Source organism: Acinetobacter sp. GW821-FHT01C12 (genome assembly GCF_059422625.1).
In genome coordinates this window covers 764,435-785,925 of record NZ_JBWKXD010000001.1, presented here as the reverse complement: position 1 = coordinate 785,925, position 21,491 = coordinate 764,435, and the positions used below count along the sequence as shown (strand labels likewise).

Here is a 21,491-nt window from a genome sequence, read left to right as displayed (position 1 = left end):
ATCATGAATATTTCACGGTTCTTTATTTTACGTCCAGTCGCAACCACATTATTGATGTTAGCACTGCTGTTGAGTGGTTTCTTGGTTTGGCGGTTGTTGCCTGTCTCAGCTTTGCCACAGGTCGATTATCCAATTATTCAAGTCTATACTTTTCAACCTGGTGCCAATCCCGATACGGTACAACGCACAATCACCGCACCACTCGAACGAGAAATGGGCAAAATTGCTGGTTTAAAGCAAATGTCTTCCAGTAGTTCAGTGGGCGCATCCGTTATTACCTTGCAGTTTGAACTGAGCGCAGAACTTGGTGTCGTTGAACAAGAAGTACAGTCAGCACTCAGTACAGCCAGCAGTAAATTACCCAATGATCTACCAGCACCACCGGTTTACCGTAAAGTAAATCCTGCTGATGTTCCTGTGATTACCCTTGCTATCAGTTCAGAAACTTTACCTTTAACAACAGTCTACGACATGGTGGATACCCGAGTTGCACAAAAGCTTTCTCAGCTTTCAGGTGTCGGGATGGTCAGCCTCGCGGGTGGGCAACGTCCAGCAATACGCGTGCAAATGAATGCTGCGGCACTTGCCGCCTATAAAATGAGTGCTGAGGATGTGCGTTCTGCAATTGATTCTGCCAATGCAAATCAACCCAAAGGCAGCTTTGATGGACCATATCGCACCACCATGTTGGATGCCAATGATCAGATTCGTTCGATTGCAGATTATGAAAATCTAATTTTACGCTGGAACAATGGCGCACCGATACGTCTTAGAGATGTGGCAAAAGTCATAGAAGGGAGCGAAGATCGCTATATGGCGGCTTGGGCAGGCAGTCAAGCTGCAATCTTGGTTAATGTACAGCGCCAACCGAATGCTAATGTGATTCAAGTTGCAGATCAGATTAAGCAAATATTGCCTGAGCTACAAAAAAATCTGCATGAAAATGTCAAAATTCGAGTGTTAACCGATCGAACTGAGAGTATTCGCAGCTCCATTGATGATGTGCAAAAAGAATTGGTTTTTGCCGTGTGCTTGGTGGTGATGGTGACTTTTTTATTTTTAAGAAATTTATCCGCTACGATTATTCCTAGTATTGCCGTACCACTGTCGATTATTGGTACTTTTGTCGTCATGTATTTTTTGGGATTCTCTGTTAATAACCTGACTTTAATGGCACTCACCATTGCGACAGGCTTTGTAGTCGATGATGCAATTGTGATGTTGGAAAATATTGCACGACATCGTGAGGCAGGAGAAAGCTTATTACAAGCCGCACTTAAAGGATCTAAAGAAATCGGCTTTACCTTAATTTCCCTGACGATTTCACTGATTGCAGTATTAATCCCATTACTGTTTATGGGGGATGTGGTTGGGCGACTGTTCCATGAATTTGCTGTCACTTTAGCAGCAGCAATCGCAATTTCATTGGTGGTGTCGCTTACATTGACGCCAATGATGTGCGCATATTTATTAAAAAATGCCAAACATTCAACTTCTCACAGTCGCTGGAGTCTAGACCGAATTATCCAGCAATACGGTAAAGCTTTACAGTGGGTTTTTCTGCATCAAGTACTGACTCTTGCGGTGATGTTGAGTACCGTCATTTTAGCGGGTCTGCTGTATTGGATGATTCCCAAAGGCTTTTTCCCTGTACAGGACAGTGGGGTCATACAGGTGGTGACTGAAGCGCCTGATGATATTTCATTCCAAGCTATGAGTAAGCGTCAACAAACACTCGCGGGGCAGATCTTAAAAGATCCTGCTGTGGAAAGTTTGTCTTCATTTATTGGTATAGATGCCAATAATCCAAAACTAAGTAATGGACGTATTTTAATTAATCTAAAGCCGCATGCTGAAAGAGATCCTGTAGATCAAATTATGGCACGACTTAGAGGACAGTTCGCTCAAGTTGAAGGGATTCAAGGTTGGATGCAACCAGTACAAGAGCTGAGTATTGAAGATAAAATTAGTCGTACTCAATATCAACTGAGTATAAGCGCTGCTAAAACGACAGATTTAGCCGAATGGACTCCTATATTTGTTGATGCTTTACGACTACAACCTGAATTTGCACAAGTCACCAGTGAAGAGGGTGGACAAGGCTTACAAGCATTTATTGATGTCAATCGAGATGCCGCAGCACGTTTGGGTTTAAACATTGAAGATATCAGTTTAGCTTTACAAAATTTATTTGCGCAGCGTCAGATTGCAACTTTATACACGCAATCTAATCAATATCGTATTGTTTTAGAACTGGACCCAACATTCACTCAAGGTATAGATGCTTTAGGGCAAACCTATATTCATAATAAAAGTGGAGAGCCGATATTACTCAGTTCTGTTGCCAATATTGTGCAAAAACGCGTGCCTATTATTCTGCAACAGCAATCACAATTTCCGGCCAATGGGGTATCTTTTAATCTTGCATCAGGGGTTGCGCTCGGGGATGCGATCAAAGCGATTGATCGTGTACAACAGCTTCTAAATCTACCAACAGAAGTCAAAGTCAAACTGCAAGGTGCAGCTGCTGCTTATGAGAACTCGCAACAACATACGTTCTGGTTGGTGATTGCAGCAATAGTGACCATGTACATTGTGTTGGGCATTCTGTACGAAAGTTTTATTCACCCGATAACCATTCTTTCTACCTTGCCATCTGCTGCAATTGGTGCTTTGTTGGCATTGTTTATGGTCAATCGACCACTGGACATGATTGCCTTGATTGGGATCATTTTATTGATTGGTCTGGTCAAGAAAAATGGCATCATGATGGTGGATTTTGCTTTGGCTGCACAACGTAATGACAGATTGTCAGCACAGCAAGCGATTTTTCAAGCCGCACTGATGCGTTTTCGCCCAATTTTAATGACTACACTTGCGGCACTGGTTGGGGCAATTCCATTGATGCTTGCATCGGGTTCAGGGGCTGAATTACGTCAGCCTCTTGGGATCGTCATGGTGGGTGGTTTGATTTTAAGTCAAGTCCTTACTTTATTTACTACACCAGTGGTTTATTTATTTTTTGATCGTCTGCAATATTCATTGCAACACACCAATTCAGATTTATCTGTAGATGATTTACCCGCAGAGCAGGATACGACAAGGAGAGAGTTTTGACTTTTCTCTCGACCTTTATTCACCGACCTGTTGCGAGTATTTTACTCGGAATCGCAATTGTATTATTGGGTATATTGGCCTATTTTCGCTTACCTGTAGCCGCTTTACCACAGGCAGATATTCCAACGATTGTGGTGCGAGCAAGTTTACCGGGTGCAAGTCCTGAAAGTATGTCTGCTACCGTGGCGACGCCGTTAGAGCGTGCCATGATGGGTGTTTCAGGGGTAAAAGCGATTAATTCTTCAAGTAACCAAAGCGCAACCCAAGTGGTTTTGCATTTTGATTTAAAAACTGACATCAATGAAGCCGCCAGAGAGGTCCAAGCTGCAATCAATGCTGCGATGTCACAGCTGCCTTCTGGAATGCCAAGCCCTCCTGAATATTTCAAGATCAATCCAAGCCAGAGTCCAATTTTTTATTTGGCACTGAGTTCAGAACATCTTTCTGCGGGCAAACTCTATGAAATTGCCAGCAATCAGTTGCAGCCAAATCTTGCGCAAATTAATGGGGTTGGGGAAGTTGTCATTGACGGGGCATCTATGCCTGCTGTGCGAATTCAACTCAATCCAAATGCCTTGATTTCACAAGGGGTATCTTTGGAGCAAGTTCGGGAAGCGATTGTAAAAAGTAATACAGTACAAGCCTTAGGGGTAATTGAAACTGAACAGTTGCGTTGGCAAGTTGAGCTTCCAAGTCGTTTAAAAAAAGCGGATGATTTTGCCAATTTGATCGTACATCAAAATGGTCAGACAGTTGTCCGTTTAAAAGATGTGGCTGAGGTACAGGATTCGGTTGAAAACCGTTATGTAAGTGGTTTTCACAATGGTAAACCCGCGGTCATTATCAAAATCAGCCGTCAGCCCAATGCAAATACCGTTGCCACAATTGAAAAGATCAAAGAAAAACTACCAGAGTTAAGCAGATTAATTCCAGCAGATTCACAACTGACCACAGTGATGGATGGATCGGAAATTATTCGGGCAGGCTTAAATGAGGCAAGGGATACTTTATTATTTTCCATGCTTTTGGTGATTATTGTGGTCGCTCTGATGTTAGGTCGTCTGCAAAGTGCTCTTGTACCAAGTATTGCTTTGCTGGTGACTTTGATTGGCGCATGCAGTCTGGTTTATCTCGCTGGATTTTCATTGAATAACTTGTCGATTATGGCGGTGATTGTTGCGATTGGACTTGTGGTTGATGATGCAATTGTGGTTTTGGAAAACATAGAACGTCATATAGAACAAGGTGAACAGCCTATACAAGCTGCCTTAAATAGTATTCGAGAAGTTGGTCTGACCTTGCTGGCAATGAATTTGGCTTTGGTGGTGATCTTTATTTCAGTGCTATTTATGGGTGGTGTGATCGAACGATTATTTAGGGAGTTTTCTTTAACACTGATTTTTATCATTATTTTATCTGTATTTGTCTCCCTAGTCCTTACGCCAAGCTTATCTGCACGCTGTTTAAAACCATTGGAGCGTTATCAACACCAGGCTTTATATCGCTATAGCCATCGCTTGATGCAGGGTTTGAGTCAACTCTATTTGCATTCACTGAAATGGATGATTAAACATGGTTATTTGGTCATTCTGCTATGGGGCGGTGCAATCGCTGCCTCTGTATATGTCTATCAAACATTACCCAAACGGGTGTTACCTGAGCAAGATACTGGACGGGTTGAAGCTTTTATTCGAGGGGATGATGGCTTCTCCTTTCAAATTATGCAGCCTAAAATCGCCACCTTTAGTGAAAGTGTATTAAAGGATCCCGCAGTCAAAGATGTGATCGGTACGTCTGGTGGTGCTGGCGGAATCACCAATTCTTTTTTAATGGTGAGTTTAAAACCCAAAGCAGAGCGAGATGGCAAATCTTCACATGAAATTGTAGACAGAATTAAAAAAAATGCCCCATGGCTGGCAGGTGCGATTTTTTCTGCACAAGTCAAACAGGAGCTAGAATTGGATGATCCATTTTCAAGTGGAAGTGGGCAAGATTATCTGTTGTTACTGCAATCTGATGATGTTGCGTTACTACGTCAGTGGGTGCCTAAAGTTGCTCAGGCAATGCAGAAGCTTCCAGAGTTAGAAGAAGTTGAAACTATGGGTGATGAAGGTGCTCAGCATGTGACTTTAGACATTGACCGTGAAGCAGCACGTCGTTTGGGTGTGGATATAGACAATATTTCAAGTGTACTCAATAACTCATTTTCGCAGCGCCAAATTTCGACTATTTATGATCAAACCCAACAGTTTTATGTGGTGATGGAAGTCGATAAACACTTTACTGAACATCCTGAAGCGCTGGCAAATGTACGCATTCCAAACCAACAAGGGATTGCTGTACCACTCAGTAATTTTGCCACATGGTCTTATGGTATTACCAATGATCGGGTTTATCGACGCAACCAATATGCTGCAATGGGGATTGGTTATGTGGTTAAACAAGGCTATAGCTATGAACAAGCGGATGCAGCTATTCGTAGTGTTTTACCCGAAGTGATGTTACCCAATGAAATTTTTATCATGACAGATAAAGATGTCGAGGCGGAAAGTTTGCAGGCTGGTTTATCGACCTCGTTACTTGTCTGTGTGGTGATCTTACTTATTTATATCGTTCTTGGGGTTACCTATGAAAGTCTGATTCATCCATTGACGATTTTATCGACAGTACCCGCAGTGGCTTTGGGGGCTTTGTTGACTTTATGGTTATTTAATTTCCAATTCACCTTAATTGCACTCTTGGGCATGTTTTTATTGATCGGAATTGTTGTAAAAAATGCCATTCTTTTAATTGATTTTACTTTATTAGAAAGAAGAGCAGGCAAGACTGCATATCAGGCTATTTTGTCTGCCGCAGCACTCCGTTTTCGTCCAATTCTGATGACCAATACCGCAGCGTTGCTGGGTGCAATTCCACTGGCACTTAGCTGGGGAGAAGGGGCAGAGCTACGTCAGCCTTTGGGTGTTGTCATTGTGGGTGGTTTAGCCTTGGGTCAATTATTGACGTTGTATACAACGCCTGTCTTGTATTTGGTGTTGGAAAAATGTGCTGAATCTTGTTTGAAATTGAAAAATAAATATGCACTTCATTGAGGTAAATAGGAAAATATAATGCAGAGTTTAATCGTTAAAAATGTCATGTGCCTTAGTGTGTTATTGATATTGACTGCATGCAATTCTACTGTTGTGTTGCATCCGCCTGAATATAAAGTGCCAGTCCTTCAAACGGATGATCATTATAAATATGCTGTTTTAAATTGGAAAAAAACCTCAAGCTTAGACGTCAATGCCAACACTTGGTGGGAAATCTATCAAGACCCTATTCTCAGTCAATTGATGCAACAATTGAATCAAGAAAATTTGAGTCTGAAACAAGCTGAAGCACGCTATCAACAAGCCAATGCCTTACTTGAGCAGCAACGCGCTAACCGTTTGCCAAGTTTAAAGTTAAATGGTTCTGCACAACGTAGTGGAACAAAGGACAGTACGCCAAACAACCAATTTACGACGGGTGTTCAGGTCAGTTGGATTCCTGATTTATGGGGCAGAGTCGCCAAAGCGATTGAAGGACAACAGGCAAACTTAGGGGCTTCACAGGCTGACTTAGCCGCAGTCAAACTCAATCAACAATTATTGGGCACAGAAACCTATTGGAATATCCGAGTACTGGATGCACAATTGGATGTTTTACGACAAACCCAACACAGTTATCAGCGTTCCGTCAAAATTTTAAATAACCAATATGTTGCTGGAATGATCGCGCGCGCGGATGTGATACAGGCTGAAACACAGCTCAAGCAAGTGCAAATCCAGCAGATAGAAACCCAGCGGGAACGTGATTTACAAGAAAATATTTTAGCTGTGGTACAAGGTAAAACAGTTGCTCAATTTCAATTGGCCAAACAGAAACAGCACTTTCAAGTTCCACTATTACCAACTCAGCTACCAAGTCGGATGCTGATCCAGCGTCCTGATGTGATCCGTGCTGAACGTGAATTGGCGGCAACACATGCCCAATTGGGCTTGGCTCAAACAGCATGGTTACCTGATCTCAGTATTGGTTTAACGGGTGAATTAAATAGCCGCGTGTTGAGTCAACTGTTTCAAGCACCACAGTATTTGTGGTCGACGGGCTTACAAACAACGGCATTGATATTTGACGGTGGAAAACGTAAGGCTGAGATTGCACAAGCACAAGCCAGTTATGCTGAAAAAGCAGCAGCGTATAGACAGGCTGTTTTAACGGGTTGGAAAGAGGTGGAAGACGCGCTTTTACAGTCATCCAGTTTTAAACAGCAACAATCTGAACAGGCTCAACTATTTAAACTTGCTTTAGAAAATGAACAAGTTGTAACTCGTCGTTATCATGCAGGCTTAGTCAGTTATTTAGAAGTGGTTACCGCACAGAATTTAACCTTACAGGCGGAACAGGCAACTTTACAGCTCAAACAGTTGCAGTTAAAAAATACAGCCCAACTGATTGCAGCCTTAGGTGGCAATATAAGTTGAAGGCACGATGTAAAAACTTAAGTGACTTGGCTTAAATCTTTGAATAGTGTATTTAAACATTACTGATTTAAAAGCTTACACACTTTAAAAGCTTACATGCATTTTAAAGTGTGTAAGCTAAGCCGTCTAAACTCTTGTTATTGAAAATTTTATGTATTTAAAAGCTGTGTTTGATTGATTAAGTTTAATGTTGTTTTTTAATCATTATTTAAAATAAATAGCACCATTTTAGATGTATAGCAGGCTCTAAAATTTAGTATGCACTATGAAAGCGCAAGTTAATACTTGTGATTTGTCATACAATTTTATTGTTAAAGTGTTATTTATGTCACGTTTATGTGTATAATCAGCGAAATTTATACCTTGATTTGATTTTGAAATGGTAAAGCTTGTAACTTTTTTCGTGTTGAGTAGTGTGATATTTCTAGGCTATTTTTCTTATGTCGATTCGCAACAAAAAAAACAACAAGAAATGCAAGATATTATTAAAGATGCGAATTTAACCATTCGGAAAATTGAGTCTAATCCTAATAATCACAATCATTTCAAAGTAAGTAATACCGTGATTTGATTTAGGCACTGTATATCCTTAAAGCATTAAACTTCTGAGTTCACATGAATTGGATGACTAAAAGCGTCAGATTGATAAAATTATTTAAACTGTATGTTATAATTTGTAATATGTAATCGATAACGACCGTTAAACCTTCTAGAAAATGAAAGCTGCTAATCTGCAGCTTTTTTAATTCAAGTTTTTTATCGGAAATGTCATTTTGGTATGTTTATTGAATGCTGAATTATGGCCTTAATTGACGGCATTTAGCATTTTTTAAATGAACTCGATTTTATCAACGAATAGCTCAAACTTAACAGGGGCTCAACAATGACGAATCCAAATCCTTCAGCGGGTTTGCTTGAACGCTTATTTAAACTAAGCGAAAACAAAACAACGTTTAGAACCGAAATACTGGCAGGTTTAACGACATTTTTAACAATGTGCTACATCATCATTGTTAACCCATTGATTCTTTCAGAAACAGGTATGGATCATGGCGCCGTATTTGTGGCAACGTGTTTAGCCGCTGCGATTGGTTGTTTGGTCATGGGGGTTGTTGCAAACTATCCGATTGCACTTGCACCAGGTATGGGGCTGAATGCTTATTTTACCTATTCCGTTTGTTTAGGTATGGGCGTTGAGTGGCAAACCGCTTTGGCTGCTGTATTTGTTTCCGGACTTGTCTTTATTGCAATTAGCATGTTTAAAATCCGTGAAGCCATTGTCAATGCGATTCCAATGTCATTGAAATTTGCAATCGGTGGTGGTATTGGATTATTCCTTGCACTGGTTGCATTGAAAAACTCAGGCATTATTGTTGCAAATCAAGCAACTTTGGTGGGTTTGGGTGATTTAAAACAACCTACAGTCTTACTGACTTTATTGGGTTTTTTCCTAATCGTGATTATGCACCACTATAAAATTCGTGGCGCAATTATTATCAGTATTTTAGCAATCACTGGTATTGCAACAGCTTTAGGTTTAAATGAATTTAAAGGGGTTGTTGGTTCGATTCCTTCTATTGCACCGACATTCATGCAAATGAATTTTGAAAACTTATTTACGGTAAGTTTAGTCGGCGTGATTTTCGTATTTTTCTTGGTTGATTTATTTGACTCAACAGGAACATTGGTCGGGGTTTCACATCGTGCTGGTTTATTGAAAGACGGTAAATTACCACGTTTGAAAAAAGCGCTATTTGCAGATTCAACTGCAATTGTTGCCGGTGCTGCTTTGGGTACATCATCAACAACGCCTTATATTGAGTCATCTGCGGGTGTTGCTGCAGGCGGTCGTACAGGTTTAACTGCAGTTGTTGTCGGTATTTTATTTTTAGCGTGTTTATTTTTAGCACCACTGGCTCAATCTGTTCCTGGATTTGCGACTGCTCCAGCATTATTATTCGTTGGTGTGTTGATGATTCAAGGCATCATCAATATTGAATGGGATGATATTACTGAGGCAGTTCCAGCATTTTTAACCATTGTATTTATGCCATTTGCTTATTCTATTGCAGACGGTATCGCAATGGGCTTTATCAGCTATGCATTGGTTAAATTATTTACAGGTAAAGCAAAAACAGTTCCATATATGGTTTGGATCATTGCTGTGCTCTGGGTGATTAAATTCGTTGCATTTGGTGGTTAATAAATTTAAGTAAGAAAAGGGTGTAAACTCAGGTTTGCACCCTTTTTTGTTTTAATCAGATTGAAATGAATCCAAGCGATTTGGATGATTGAAATTTAATTTAATAAGTTTGAGGAAAAACGTGAATAGATTAGAACTTATTCGTGCCTTACCTAAGGCAGAACTCCATGTACATATCGAAGGCACGTTTGAGCCTGAGCTGATGTTTGCGATAGCTCAGCGTAATCAGATTGATATCCCGTATAAATCTGTAGAAGAAGTTAAACAAGCGTATAACTTTCATAATCTACAGTCTTTCCTTGATATTTATTATGCTGGTGCCAATGTACTGATCAATGAACAAGATTTTTATGATTTAGCTTGGGCATATTTTGAAAAATGTGCAGAAGATAAAGTTGTACATACTGAAATGTTCTTTGATCCACAAACACATACCGACCGTGGTGTTGCATTTGAAACGGTGATCAATGGCCTACAGCGTGCATGCGATGATGCTCAAACAAAGTTGGGTATAAGCTCTCATTTGATCATGTGTTTCCTGCGTCACCTAAGTGAAGAAGCAGCATTTGAAACGTTAAAGCAAGCGTTGCCGTATAAAGATCAAATTATTGCTGTAGGTTTAGATTCAAGCGAAGTTGGGCATCCACCAGCTAAGTTTGAACGGGTTTTTGCTCAAGCACGCAAAGAAGGTTTCTTGGTGGTTGCGCATGCGGGAGAAGAAGGGCCTGCTGAATATGTCTGGGAAGCTTTAGATTTATTAAAAGTAAACCGTATTGACCACGGGGTGCGTTCAGAAGAAGACCCAGCACTGATGCAACGTTTAATCGCAGAAAAGATGCCTTTGACTGTTTGCCCACTGAGCAATTTAAAATTGTGTGTGGTGGATGATATGGCACAACATAATATTCACCGTTTATTGCAAAAGGGTGTGCATGTGACTGTCAATTCAGATGACCCATCTTATTTTGGTGGCTATATGAATGATAATTTTATTTCGATTGCTGAAGCGCTAGATCTTTCCAATACAGAGTTAAAGCAATTGGCAAAAAATTCATTTGAAGCGTCATTTATTTCAAATGAAGAAAAGCAAAAATGGAACAATCAAATTGATCAATTGGCTTAAATCAAGCTATATTCTTTAAGCCTATAAAAGCAGTGTGTGAACACTGCTTTTTTTCATGAGGAAAATAGAATGAAATTTTTAACAAATCTAACCTTATTCATTATTTTACCTGTGACTGTTGCATGTGCAGACTCAAGCACAGAAACGATTACGCATAAGATGTTAAAACCTTTAATCGAACAGCAGTGTGCTAGTGAATTAAAAGCGTCAAAGATTTGGCAAGTATCCTCATTTTTATGGACAGCTACACAACAGCAACATGCACAGCAAAAAATCTGTGGCTGTGTCAGTGAGAATGCTTTGAATGATGTCCCTGCTAAACAGCTGGTTATGGCAACGTTTAATGAAGCTGCAAAAAATAAGCTGATTCAACAGGCGGTGATGAATAGTTTAAAAGGTTGTGCAAAAGAAGCATTAAAGTAAAGATCTAGAATTTAAGCAGCATAAATTTAAACCACAATAAAAATATAAAAAAGCACACCGTTTTGATGTGCTTTGCTAGATTTTTTAATTTATATTCAACTAACCTTGTCGTGTCATACTTTTCAATACATTGTCTTTATCAATGAAATGGTGTTTGAGCGCAGCCAGAACATGTCCGACAAGAAGTAAGCCTGCAGCCCATGAAATATAAATATGTAAAGGTTTTACAATCGCTGTTAAATCGGGGTTATCTTGTACAAGTCTTGGAATCTCAAATAAGTACAATACAGGCACGGGATGACCAGCACTCCAGCTAAATAAACATCCTGTGATTGGCAATGCCAATAACATGAAATATAAACCCAAATGACCTAAATGAGCCAAAGTTTTCATCAATGGTGACATGGTTTCAGGTAGTTCAGGTGCAGGGTGAGTGTAACGCCAAAAGATACGGATAATCACCAAAAAGATAATCACCGATGCAATATTCTTATGTAAGGTAATGACATCACCTTTAAACGGCCCATCGACATCATAGCTTAAAAAATTGCCACTATAAAAACCAATGACCCAAGCGGTAATAAAGATGATTGCCATAATCCAATGCAACCATTGTGCTGTCCTTGTATAGTATTGTGATTTTTGTTGCATGACACAGATTCCGATTTAATTTAGTGCTTATAATATGGATTTTATTAAAAGAAATCAGTTCTAAAAACTCAACGTATTGTTTTAAATTTGCAACGCTTAAAGCAATAATTGTGAAATATTTATCCATTTAGCGTCTAATGAGGTGATTATTCAAATTTTTAGTTTAATCCAAGTATAAGTTTAGGCAAAATAGCCCAGCTTTATCTCATAAAAAGGAAAAAATTGTGAAAAAACGCGTTGTCTTTCTTGCTTCAATCGCTTTAGCTCTATCGGCTTGCGCGACCAATGACCCAACAGGTGCAGCAGCAGCATCAACAACTCAGCAGTTAGGTGGTGTTGCGCTTAAAATTGCGATCAATGCGAAATGTACAACTGAACTGAATAATTTACCTGCTTGGAAGACTGCAACAAAAGTCATGACTGCAGATCAGAAAAACAATGTACAAAGTGAAATTTGTGGTTGTGTCAGTGAAAAAGCACCACAAAGTGTCAGCACTGTAGATTTGGCAACAGCTGCTTTAGACCCTCAAGCGCGTGCTACGATTGTTTCAAATGTGGTGACAAAAACAATTAATGCATGTGTTGCGGAAGCGATGAGATAATTGCATTAAAGCATCAAAGGCATATGAATTTATTGATACAGATTTTCTATATTGATAAATTCATGGTCTTAGGATTAATGCTGTTTTCTTTATATGGCGTCATTCACGCGAAGTAAAATATTCTAAATTTTGATCAGCCGATTGAATTTATGTACAAAGAAAAGGGCTTTCAATCTGTCATCATTTCAAGATGATGATCTATGAACTCAGATAAAACCTGTTGAGCTTCTTTTATGATAGGAAAGAAAATGTTAGTTGCTGGTGTAGATGAAGCAGGACGAGGTCCATTGGTTGGCTCTGTGGTTGCGGCTGCAGTAATTTTAGATCCAAACAAGCCAATTCAAGGCTTAAATGATTCTAAAAAATTAACTGAAAAAAAACGTGAAAAGTTATTTATTGAAATTCAGGAAAAAGCGATTGCTTGGGCAATTGCTGAAGCAACACATCAAGAAATTGATGAGCTGAATATTTTACAAGCTTCATTATTGGCGATGCGACGTGCTGTAGAGGCACTTAAAACGCGACCAGAACATGTGCTTGTAGATGGCAATAAAGTTCCTAAAGGCTTAAGCATGAGCTGTGATGCGGTGGTAGGCGGGGATGCTTTACATGCTGAGATTAGTGCGGCAAGTATTTTGGCCAAAGTAACGCGTGATCATGAAATGGTTGAATTAGACAAACAATATCCGCAATTTGGTTTTGCAAAACATAAAGGTTATCCAACCAAAGCACACTTTGAAGCCATTGCTGAACATGGTGTGATTGATCAACATCGTCGTAGCTATTCACCAGTCAGAAAAGCACTAGGTCTTGAATAAAACGGATGATGTTTTTTACTGATCAATAAAAATTTAAAGCGGCTTAAAAGCCGCTTTAGTTTCCAAAACCACTATAATCTTAACGATTATAGGTGTTTTGCGAATTATCATCTTCAAAAGAAGGTTGATAATCTTGATCAATATGTTGCAAATGCTCGTGCATAGCACGCTCATGTTGAATACGTTGATAAATTTCTTCGCGATGTACAGAAACTTCTTTTGGGGCATTTACACCAATACGAACTTGGTTGCCTTTAACACCAAGCACAGTAACACTGACTTGATCCCCAATCATCAAAGTTTCTCCGACACGGCGGGTCAGAATCAGCATGTTTATCTCCTTGCTTAAACGCTAAACCTGCGATGAATTTCTAAAAACTAGAAAACACAACTTTAAATAGCACCGATAATTTTAACAGAATAATGTGACAAATTTTTCATTTTCACGTTGCTCTATTGAAATTTCTCTAAAACCTCAAAAACTAATATAACAGAGCCACTATAGAAAACACTATAGTGGCTCTGATTTTTTCTTGGTCAAAACAGCGAATAAGTAGCTATATTTGATCAAAAATTATGCACGCGCACTCGATTCACCATGTTCACGGTCTAAACCGAAGGCTGTATGGAGTGAACGAACCGCAAGTTCTAAGTAATTTTCTTCAATAATCACAGAAATTTTGATTTCAGAAGTTGAGATCATCAGGATATTAATCCCTTCATCTGCAAGAGCAGTAAACATTTTACTTGCAACACCTGCATGAGAACGCATACCTACGCCAACAATTGACACTTTAACAATGTCATCACGCGTAGCAACTTCACGCGCACCAATCGCTGTAGCCGTTTCTTCTAGGATTGCTTTGGCTTTTTTAAGCTCACCACGATTCACGGTAAAAGTGAAGTCAGTTGTGCCATCTTCTTCAACGTTTTGGATGATCATATCCACTTCAACGTTTGCAGCACCAATAGGCGATAAGATTTTAGACGCAATACCTGGTTCATCAGGTACACCTAAAATTGTTAATTTAGCTTCGTCACGGTTAAATGCGATACCAGAAATAATTGGCTGTTCCATATTGTCTTCCGCTTCAGTAGTGATTAGTGTTCCGACATTGTTTTTGAAATCTTCGTCGAATGCGCCATCATTGTCATTATCAAAACTTGATAATACGCGTAAAGGCACTTGGTATTTTCCTGCAAATTCAACAGAACGAATTTGCAATACTTTAGAACCGAGAGATGCCATTTCAAGCATTTCTTCAAATGAAATACGATCAACTTTTTTTGCTTTAGGTGCAACACGGGGATCAGTGGTATAAACCCCATCCACATCTGTGTAAATCTGACATTCATCTGCTTTTAAAGCCGCAGCAAGTGCAACACCAGAAGTATCAGAACCGCCACGGCCTAAAGTTGTTGTATTGCCATCAATGTCGAAACCTTGGAAGCCTGCAACAACAATGACACGACCTGCATCCAAATGATTTGTCATCACATCTGTATCAATAGATTCGATACGGGCTTTGGTAAATGCGCTGTCAGTTTTGATACCAACTTGGCGACCTGTGAGTGACTTAGCTTCAACACCAATTGAATTGAGCGCCATTGCTAACATTGAAATCGTTACCTGTTCACCCGTAGACACCATTTGGTCTAGTTCACGAGGATCAGGGGTTTCGGTAATGGCTTTCGCTAAAGCCAATAAGCGGTTTGTTTCACCACTCATTGCGGATACAACCACTACAACCTTGTGGCCGTGGTCATGCCAACGCTTTACACGACGAGCAACATTTAAAATGCGCTCGGGAGTACCCATAGAAGTACCGCCATATTTTTGAACGATTAATGCCATAGTTGTTCCATATAAGCCATGACCCTAATCGGCATTAGGGTCAGTTACACAAAAGTGAAGTATTATTTTTGAGCAAGCCAAGCAGTTAAATCTGCCATCACTTGTTCAAACTTCTCGTTTAGTGGCGCGCCACCTTGTGCTAAGTCAGGTTTACCACCACCTTTACCACCAAGCTCAGTTGCTAAGTGTTTGATGATGTCACCCGCTTTTAGATTTGCAGTGAAATCTTTAGCTACAGATGCGATAAGACTAACTTTGTCACCTTCTACAGCCGCAAGCACAATCACTGCATTATCTAATTTTGATTTGACACTGTCATGAAGATGACGAACAGACTTCGCATCTTGTCCTTGAACTGTGGCAATAAGTGTTTGGCGACCCGCAATTTCGGTCACTTGATTGATTAAATCAGAGGCTTGGAAATTCGCCAATTTTTGATTCAATTGCTCAATTTGTTTTTGCAATTGATGTGCTGTTTCTAGCGTTGATTGAACTTTTTCAACAGTTTGATCTTTCTGTGCTTTTAATAAATCGTTGATATGCAAAATATCTGCATCAAATTTTTGAACGATTTCAAGTGCTTTGGTACCTGTAACAGCTTCAATACGGCGAACACCTGCTGCAACACCACTTTCAGAGGTGATTTTAAACAGACCAATATCGCCAGTACGTTTTACATGGATACCACCACAAAGTTCGATAGAGAAATTTTTCTCATCTTGGATTGAACCCATAGAAAGTACACGAACTTCATCACCATATTTTTCACCGAACAACATCATTGCGCCTTTTTCTTTTGCAGCATCGATGTCTAAAAGTTCAGTAGAAACGGCGGTGTTTGCAATTACTTCACGGTTTACAATACGTTCAACCTGTTGAATTTGTTCAAATGTCACCGGTTGGTCATTGGCAAAGTCAAAACGTAAAATGTCAGAAGCGACCAAAGAACCTTTTTGTTGTACGTGCTCGCCCAATACTTGACGTAAAGCGGCATGTAAAAGGTGAGTTGCAGAGTGGTTGCGTGCAGTTGCTTCACGAAGATCTGCTTTTACAATTGCTTCAACATTTTGAGTCGCTTTTAGGCTTCCCATTGTCACGATACCTTGGTGGACAAAAGCGCCACCAGATTTTTTAGTATCTTGAACTTCAAAAATACCAGTATCGTTTTTGAACAGACCTGTATCACCAATCTGACCACCGCTTTCTGCATAGAACGGTGTTTGGTTCAATACGATTAGTGCTTCATCGCCTTCAACGACTTCATCAACTTGTACGCCATCTTTATAGATCGCAATAATTTGACCTTGACCTTGAGTTGCTTCATAGCCATCAAATTGAGTTTCGCTATCTACTTTCACAATGCTGTTATAGTCAACTGCAAACTTGCCTGCATCGCGTGCACGTTGACGTTGTGCTGCCATTTCAACTTCAAAACCAGCTTCGTCAATTTCCAGTTCGCGTTCACGTGCGATATCAGCGGTTAAATCAGCAGGGAAGCCATAAGTGTCGTAAAGTTTAAAAACGGTTTCGCCCGGAATGGTTTTACCTTTGAGGTTGGCTAACTCACCTTCAAGCAGTTTTAAACCTTGTTCAAGCGTTTTGGCAAATAACTCTTCTTCACGAATCAAAGCCGCTTCAATCACATTACGACGTTGTTCAAGCTCAGGATAAGCAGTACCCATGGCATCGATTAATGGTTGCAACATTTTGTAGAAGAATGTACCCGTTGCGCCCATTTTATTACCATGACGTACTGCACGACGGATAATACGACGCAATACATAACCACGACCTTCATTTGAAGGGTTAACGCCATCTGCAATCAGGAAGCAGCATGAGCGTGCATGGTCTGCAACCACTTTAAGTGAAGCAGGGTATTCAATAGGTTTATTGTTTGCTTGAGCAGTTGCAACCGCTTCAGATGTATCAACACCAATAATTTCAGCAGCAGACTTTAATAGGTCTTGGAATAGGTCAATTTCATAGTTTGAATTGACATGCTGTAAAACAGCAGAAATACGTTCCAAGCCCATGCCTGTATCTACAGATGGTGCAGGAAGATTATGCAGTACGCCATCAGCAGTACGGTTAAACTGCATGAAAACGTTGTTCCAGATTTCAATAAACCGGTCGCCATCTTCTTCTGGTGTGCCCGGTAAGCCACCCCAAATATGATCGCCATGGTCAAAGAAAATTTCAGAACAAGGGCCACATGGGCCAGTATCACCCATTGCCCAGAAGTTATCAGAAGCGTATTTTTCGCCTTTATTGTCACCAATACGGATAATACGATCTGCAGCTAAGCCAATTTCTTTGTTCCAAATGTCAAACGCTTCATCATCTGTATGATAAACAGTGGCATATAATTTATCTTTAGGTAGTGCTAACCATTCTTCACCTGTAAGAAAATCCCAAGCAAAACGGATCGCGTCACGCTTAAAATAATCACCAAAAGAGAAGTTGCCTAACATTTCAAAGAATGTATGGTGACGTGCTGTATAACCGACATTATCTAAGTCGTTGTGCTTACCGCCTGCACGGACACATTTTTGCGACGTCGTTGCACGAACATAGTCACGTTTTTCTAATCCAAGGAAACAGTCTTTAAACTGGTTCATCCCTGCGTTGGTAAAAAGCAGAGTAGGGTCATTGGCAGGTACAAGTGAACTTGACGCGACACGTGTATGTCCTTGCGATTCAAAGTAGCGCAAAAATGCTTCACGTATTTCAGCAGTTGTCATAAAACGAGTACTCACAACCAAGTCACTCCTTAATTTTCATATTGGCTAAAAGTGCGTTGCTGAGTCTGATTTTTGCGCTCAGTCACCACACGGGCTTATTTTTAAAAACGCCAAAGTATAACGGAAAATGTAGTGTCCACCAATGATTTTAAGGTGAATTATTGGTATTTCTATACATTTTCAACTTTCGTCTGGGGTAAATTTTGGTTGTATAAATTTAAAACATAGCCACATTGCCATTATCGAATTTAAGCTTGCTTAAAAAGGATCAATACTTAAAAAGTTATGATGCTGAAATTTATATACTTGACCATTAAATTTAAGCGTTTGTTGTTGCTTATATTGTTTTTTCACCGAAGTGCAGGTTTTATAGTTGGTTTTGGTCTGGTTTTTGGTTTCTTTTAAAATCATGTCCTGTAAGCCATGTGTCGTTTTATTTGATAAAATGAGGATACTTCTGACCTCTGAATTACTATTCTCTGGACAGTTTCCAATTCGTTCATCGCCGCTATCATTCATACTGATACCGCCAATTTCTTTAATGGGGTGTTTAGGATTAACTTTAAATATAGTTAAATTACTGTGACTATAAGTGAAACCACCTTGATGCGACGATGAAGTTTCAATTCCCACGACATCAATATCAGTTAATGTTGAAAAACGGGTCGTATGGAGTTGTGCACCATCATAATGATCTGCATCTGAGTAAAAAGTTTCTGGTGCTTTATACTTTTGCAGGATTTTATGCTGAGAAGAGTCAATTAAATATAAATTCAGATCATGTTCCATTTCATCATAAGATTTATAAGCAATCGGTTGGCTAATGGCAATCAATTGAATTCTTTGTGTACTGTCTAAATGGATACAGCTTTGATATGTTTTGGCTTCAGTATTGGCAAAACGTGGGTTGGTTAGTTTAAATTTTTGAATTAAAGAGTCTTGTAATTGTTCTGAGCAAGTTTGATAAGGTGCTGCAAAACTATTTCCAGTAATCAAAAGCAGTGCAGTGTTCAATACAATTTGTAATGTTTTCATGATCTAACCTTTTTAATTGCAAAATTTAGTCAAATTCCAAAGTCTAAAAAATTTAGATGTTTAAAACGATATTTTTTTCCATCGAATTTCATAATATGGTTTTGTTTTTTGACGATACGGTGTGTTTTACAGTTTTTCTCATCAAGCGTTATACGTTCGGATTTTTCAGTTAATTGAATATCTGCTAAACCACGACTTTGCTGTTTTAAGGGATTAAGCAAAATTTGAGTCTCGGTTTGTACATCAGTTTCACATCTAGACGGCGTATTACCACCTGAAAAATTAGTCATAAAATTATCTAAAACGAGCTGAACTTTAGCAGCATTGATTTGAAATAGTTTTAATTCACGAATTGTATAATACATTCCTCCAGAATGCCCATAAGTTAAGGCTAATCCAATAACATGAGTATGGGGAGTTTTAGAGTAAGGATTGATATCAAATTTTAAATTTTCAAACTGACTGGTATCGGAAGAGATGGTTTTTGGATAAGTATAATGATTTAAAATTTTTGAAGATGCGGTATCGATCAAATATAAATTTAAATCATAATCCGCAAAGTCAGATTGCATAGCAACAGGATCGCTGATTGCAATAATCTGTTGGTGTTTACTGATCGTTAAGCAGGTTTGGAATACAGGATAACGCGCATCTAAATTTTGTTGTGTGTTTAAGTTGAATTTTTGAATGAGTTGTTGAGTCAGTGTTTCTGAGCAGTTTGAATAGAGATTTTGTGCATGTGTTGGTTGTGTATATAGAAAGGCTAGTAAAATCATGCAGTAAAGATAAAACAATTGATTTAATTTAAAAATATTTTTAATGGATGGATACATTTATTTTTATCCTAGCTGAATCAAAAAATTATTTTTGAGAAATTTTTATGACTAAATAAAGCATATTCTAACAGTAGTCACGCTAAATCTTATAACATATAGCGCATAAAGTAGTTTGGCTGTAAAAGGACATCTGATGCAACGTGTGGCAATAAACGGATTCGGGCGAATTGGACGGAATGTATTACGCGCTTGGTTTGAAAATCCGAAAAACTTCCATTTTGAAATTGTTGCCATTAACGATATTGCAGATGTTGAAACGCTGGTTCATTTATTTAAATACGATACTACCCATGGCCGCTTTGACGGTGCAGTGAATATCGTACAAGAACATGGGCAGCTTTATATGTCGATTGACGCACGGCAAATTAAACAGAAAGTGCAAATTTTAAGACAAGCCAATCCTGAATTATTGCCTTGGAAAGATTTAAATATTGATGTTGTTTTAGAATGTACAGGACTGTTTCGATCACGAGCCGCTGCAACACAACATATAACAGCAGGTGCAAAACGCGTCATTATTGGTGCAGCACCTTTTGATACTGTTGATGCTGCCATTGTTTATGGGGTAAATCATCATGATGTTAAAGCTAGTGATCAAATTATTTCGGGTGTGTCATGTACCACACAAGCTTTAGTCCCTTTGGTCAAAATTATTGATGATGCATTTGGAATTGACAGTGCATTAATGACTGAAATCCATGCGGTCACTGCGGATCAATCTGTATTGGATCATGCACATCGAGATTTACGCCGCGCACGTGCTTCAGGACAAAATATTATTCCAACCACATCATCTGCTTTGGGTGCATTAAAACAAGTCATGCCCAAAATGGAAAACCGTATTGATGGTTTTTCAATCCGTGTACCAACAATTAATGTTGCCGCCATTGATTTAACATTTATTGCTAAAGCGCCAGTAACAGCTCATTTAATTAACCAAACCTTAATTCAAGCAGCAAAATATGATTATGCTGAAATTATGTCTGTCACAGATGAGCAATTGGTTTCAAGTGATTTTAATCATTCACCTTATTCACTGATTGTTGATCTGACTCAAACTATGGTCGTAGGTCAACAGGCGAAAGTGTTTGCTTGGTATGATAACGAATGGGGCTATGCAAATCGCTTGTTAGATTTGTGTGAATCATTTTATTAATCTAATATTTATCAGACTGTGATGAAAAATTCATGGATTATTATAAATATTCATCACTTTAAAATAACTTTAATGACTTGAGTTTAATCAAGACGAAGATTGACGTGTTTTGTTGGGGGTAAATGATGTTTTTTATATATTTGGTTATTGTGATTCTTTATCTGGCCATGATGTTTGTGATTTGGCAAATGGGAAAGTTAAAGAAAGAAAACCTTGAATGGCTTAAGCATGTGCAGAATCATGAGCAACAGATCCATGCACAAGAGCAACATCTCAAACAGACCTTACAAATTATGCAAGATTTGGCTAAAAAAATGCATGTACAGCAGGAAGTTTTAGACAATACCTCAACACGTTTGACTCAAGTTGAGTTTCAAAATGCTGAATTAATTAAAATATTACAGCAAAATTCAAAACCTTAAT

At 39.0% G+C, this 21,491-nt stretch carries 16 protein-coding genes; 10 read left to right on the top strand and 6 right to left on the bottom strand.

Annotated features, from left to right (window positions below; genetic code table 11):
- Positions 1 to 3: 3 nt before the first annotated feature.
- The 6 genes from AC07WY_RS03880 (at position 4) to AC07WY_RS03855 (ending at position 11,374) form a co-directional block, all read left to right on the top strand.
- Positions 4 to 3,117 carry an efflux RND transporter permease subunit gene (locus AC07WY_RS03880; protein ID WP_494735747.1) on the top strand — a complete coding sequence of 1,038 codons (3,114 nt, stop codon included), beginning with the start codon at positions 4 to 6 and terminating at the stop codon, positions 3,115 to 3,117.
- Positions 3,114 to 6,209 (top strand): efflux RND transporter permease subunit, encoded by a 3,096-nt coding sequence (locus tag AC07WY_RS03875; protein ID WP_419333950.1) that lies wholly within the window; start codon positions 3,114 to 3,116, stop codon positions 6,207 to 6,209. The genes AC07WY_RS03880 and AC07WY_RS03875 overlap by 4 nt, the downstream gene beginning before the upstream one ends.
- An 18-nt stretch (positions 6,210 to 6,227) precedes the next feature.
- The gene (locus AC07WY_RS03870; protein WP_419333952.1) at positions 6,228 to 7,625 is read left to right on the top strand and encodes an efflux transporter outer membrane subunit; all 1,398 of its coding nucleotides are present in this window, start codon (positions 6,228 to 6,230) and stop codon (positions 7,623 to 7,625) included.
- Between the two features lie 883 nt (positions 7,626 to 8,508).
- On the top strand, positions 8,509 to 9,828 hold the full coding sequence (locus AC07WY_RS03865; protein WP_004721188.1) for an NCS2 family permease: 1,320 nt from the start codon (positions 8,509 to 8,511) through the stop codon (positions 9,826 to 9,828).
- Positions 9,829 to 9,949: 121 nt separating this feature from the next.
- Positions 9,950 to 10,951, top strand: coding sequence for an adenosine deaminase (locus tag AC07WY_RS03860; RefSeq protein ID WP_004721186.1), 1,002 nt, complete (start codon positions 9,950 to 9,952; stop codon positions 10,949 to 10,951).
- A gap of 69 nt (positions 10,952 to 11,020) precedes the next feature.
- Positions 11,021 to 11,374, top strand: coding sequence for a hypothetical protein (locus AC07WY_RS03855; protein ID WP_494735746.1), 354 nt, complete (start codon positions 11,021 to 11,023; stop codon positions 11,372 to 11,374).
- A 99-nt stretch (positions 11,375 to 11,473) separates the two neighbouring features.
- Here the strand turns inward: AC07WY_RS03855 and AC07WY_RS03850 are convergent, their stop codons facing one another.
- The gene (locus tag AC07WY_RS03850; RefSeq protein ID WP_004721181.1) at positions 11,474 to 12,025 is read right to left on the bottom strand and encodes a cytochrome b; all 552 of its coding nucleotides are present in this window, start codon (positions 12,023 to 12,025) and stop codon (positions 11,474 to 11,476) included.
- A 224-nt stretch (positions 12,026 to 12,249) separates the two neighbouring features.
- On the opposite strand from AC07WY_RS03850, the gene AC07WY_RS03845 reads away from it, so the two are divergent.
- A complete protein-coding gene (locus AC07WY_RS03845) occupies positions 12,250 to 12,627 on the top strand; it encodes a hypothetical protein (RefSeq protein ID WP_004820799.1) in 378 nt (125 codons plus the stop codon).
- A 248-nt stretch (positions 12,628 to 12,875) separates the two neighbouring features.
- Entirely contained in the window at positions 12,876 to 13,445 is a 570-nt protein-coding gene (rnhB, locus tag AC07WY_RS03840; RefSeq protein ID WP_494735745.1) for a ribonuclease HII, read from the top strand.
- A 79-nt stretch (positions 13,446 to 13,524) separates the two neighbouring features.
- On the opposite strand, the gene csrA is transcribed toward rnhB, so the two are convergent.
- From csrA to AC07WY_RS03815, 5 genes are all read right to left on the bottom strand, one after another.
- Entirely contained in the window at positions 13,525 to 13,776 is a 252-nt protein-coding gene (gene csrA, locus AC07WY_RS03835; protein ID WP_004721174.1) for a carbon storage regulator CsrA, read from the bottom strand.
- A gap of 243 nt (positions 13,777 to 14,019) precedes the next feature.
- A complete protein-coding gene (locus tag AC07WY_RS03830) occupies positions 14,020 to 15,300 on the bottom strand; it encodes an aspartate kinase (protein ID WP_004721171.1) in 1,281 nt (426 codons plus the stop codon).
- A 62-nt stretch (positions 15,301 to 15,362) separates the two neighbouring features.
- Positions 15,363 to 18,056: an alanine--tRNA ligase gene (gene alaS, locus AC07WY_RS03825; RefSeq protein WP_171066878.1), complete on the bottom strand. Its 2,694-nt coding sequence runs from the start codon at positions 18,054 to 18,056 to the stop codon at positions 15,363 to 15,365.
- Positions 18,057 to 18,299: 243 nt separating this feature from the next.
- On the bottom strand, positions 18,300 to 19,076 hold the full coding sequence (locus AC07WY_RS03820; RefSeq protein ID WP_494735744.1) for a PA3715 family protein: 777 nt from the start codon (positions 19,074 to 19,076) through the stop codon (positions 18,300 to 18,302).
- Positions 19,077 to 19,105: 29 nt separating this feature from the next.
- Positions 19,106 to 19,852 (bottom strand): PA3715 family protein, encoded by a 747-nt coding sequence (locus AC07WY_RS03815; protein ID WP_419333957.1) that lies wholly within the window; start codon positions 19,850 to 19,852, stop codon positions 19,106 to 19,108.
- A 193-nt stretch (positions 19,853 to 20,045) separates the two neighbouring features.
- On the opposite strand from AC07WY_RS03815, the gene AC07WY_RS03810 reads away from it, so the two are divergent.
- Positions 20,046 to 21,068, top strand: a complete 1,023-nt coding sequence (locus AC07WY_RS03810; RefSeq protein WP_262085809.1) for a type I glyceraldehyde-3-phosphate dehydrogenase — start codon at positions 20,046 to 20,048, stop codon at positions 21,066 to 21,068.
- A gap of 125 nt (positions 21,069 to 21,193) precedes the next feature.
- Positions 21,194 to 21,490: a hypothetical protein gene (locus tag AC07WY_RS03805; protein WP_004721164.1), complete on the top strand. Its 297-nt coding sequence runs from the start codon at positions 21,194 to 21,196 to the stop codon at positions 21,488 to 21,490.
- The last annotated feature ends 1 nt before the right edge of the window (position 21,491 follow it).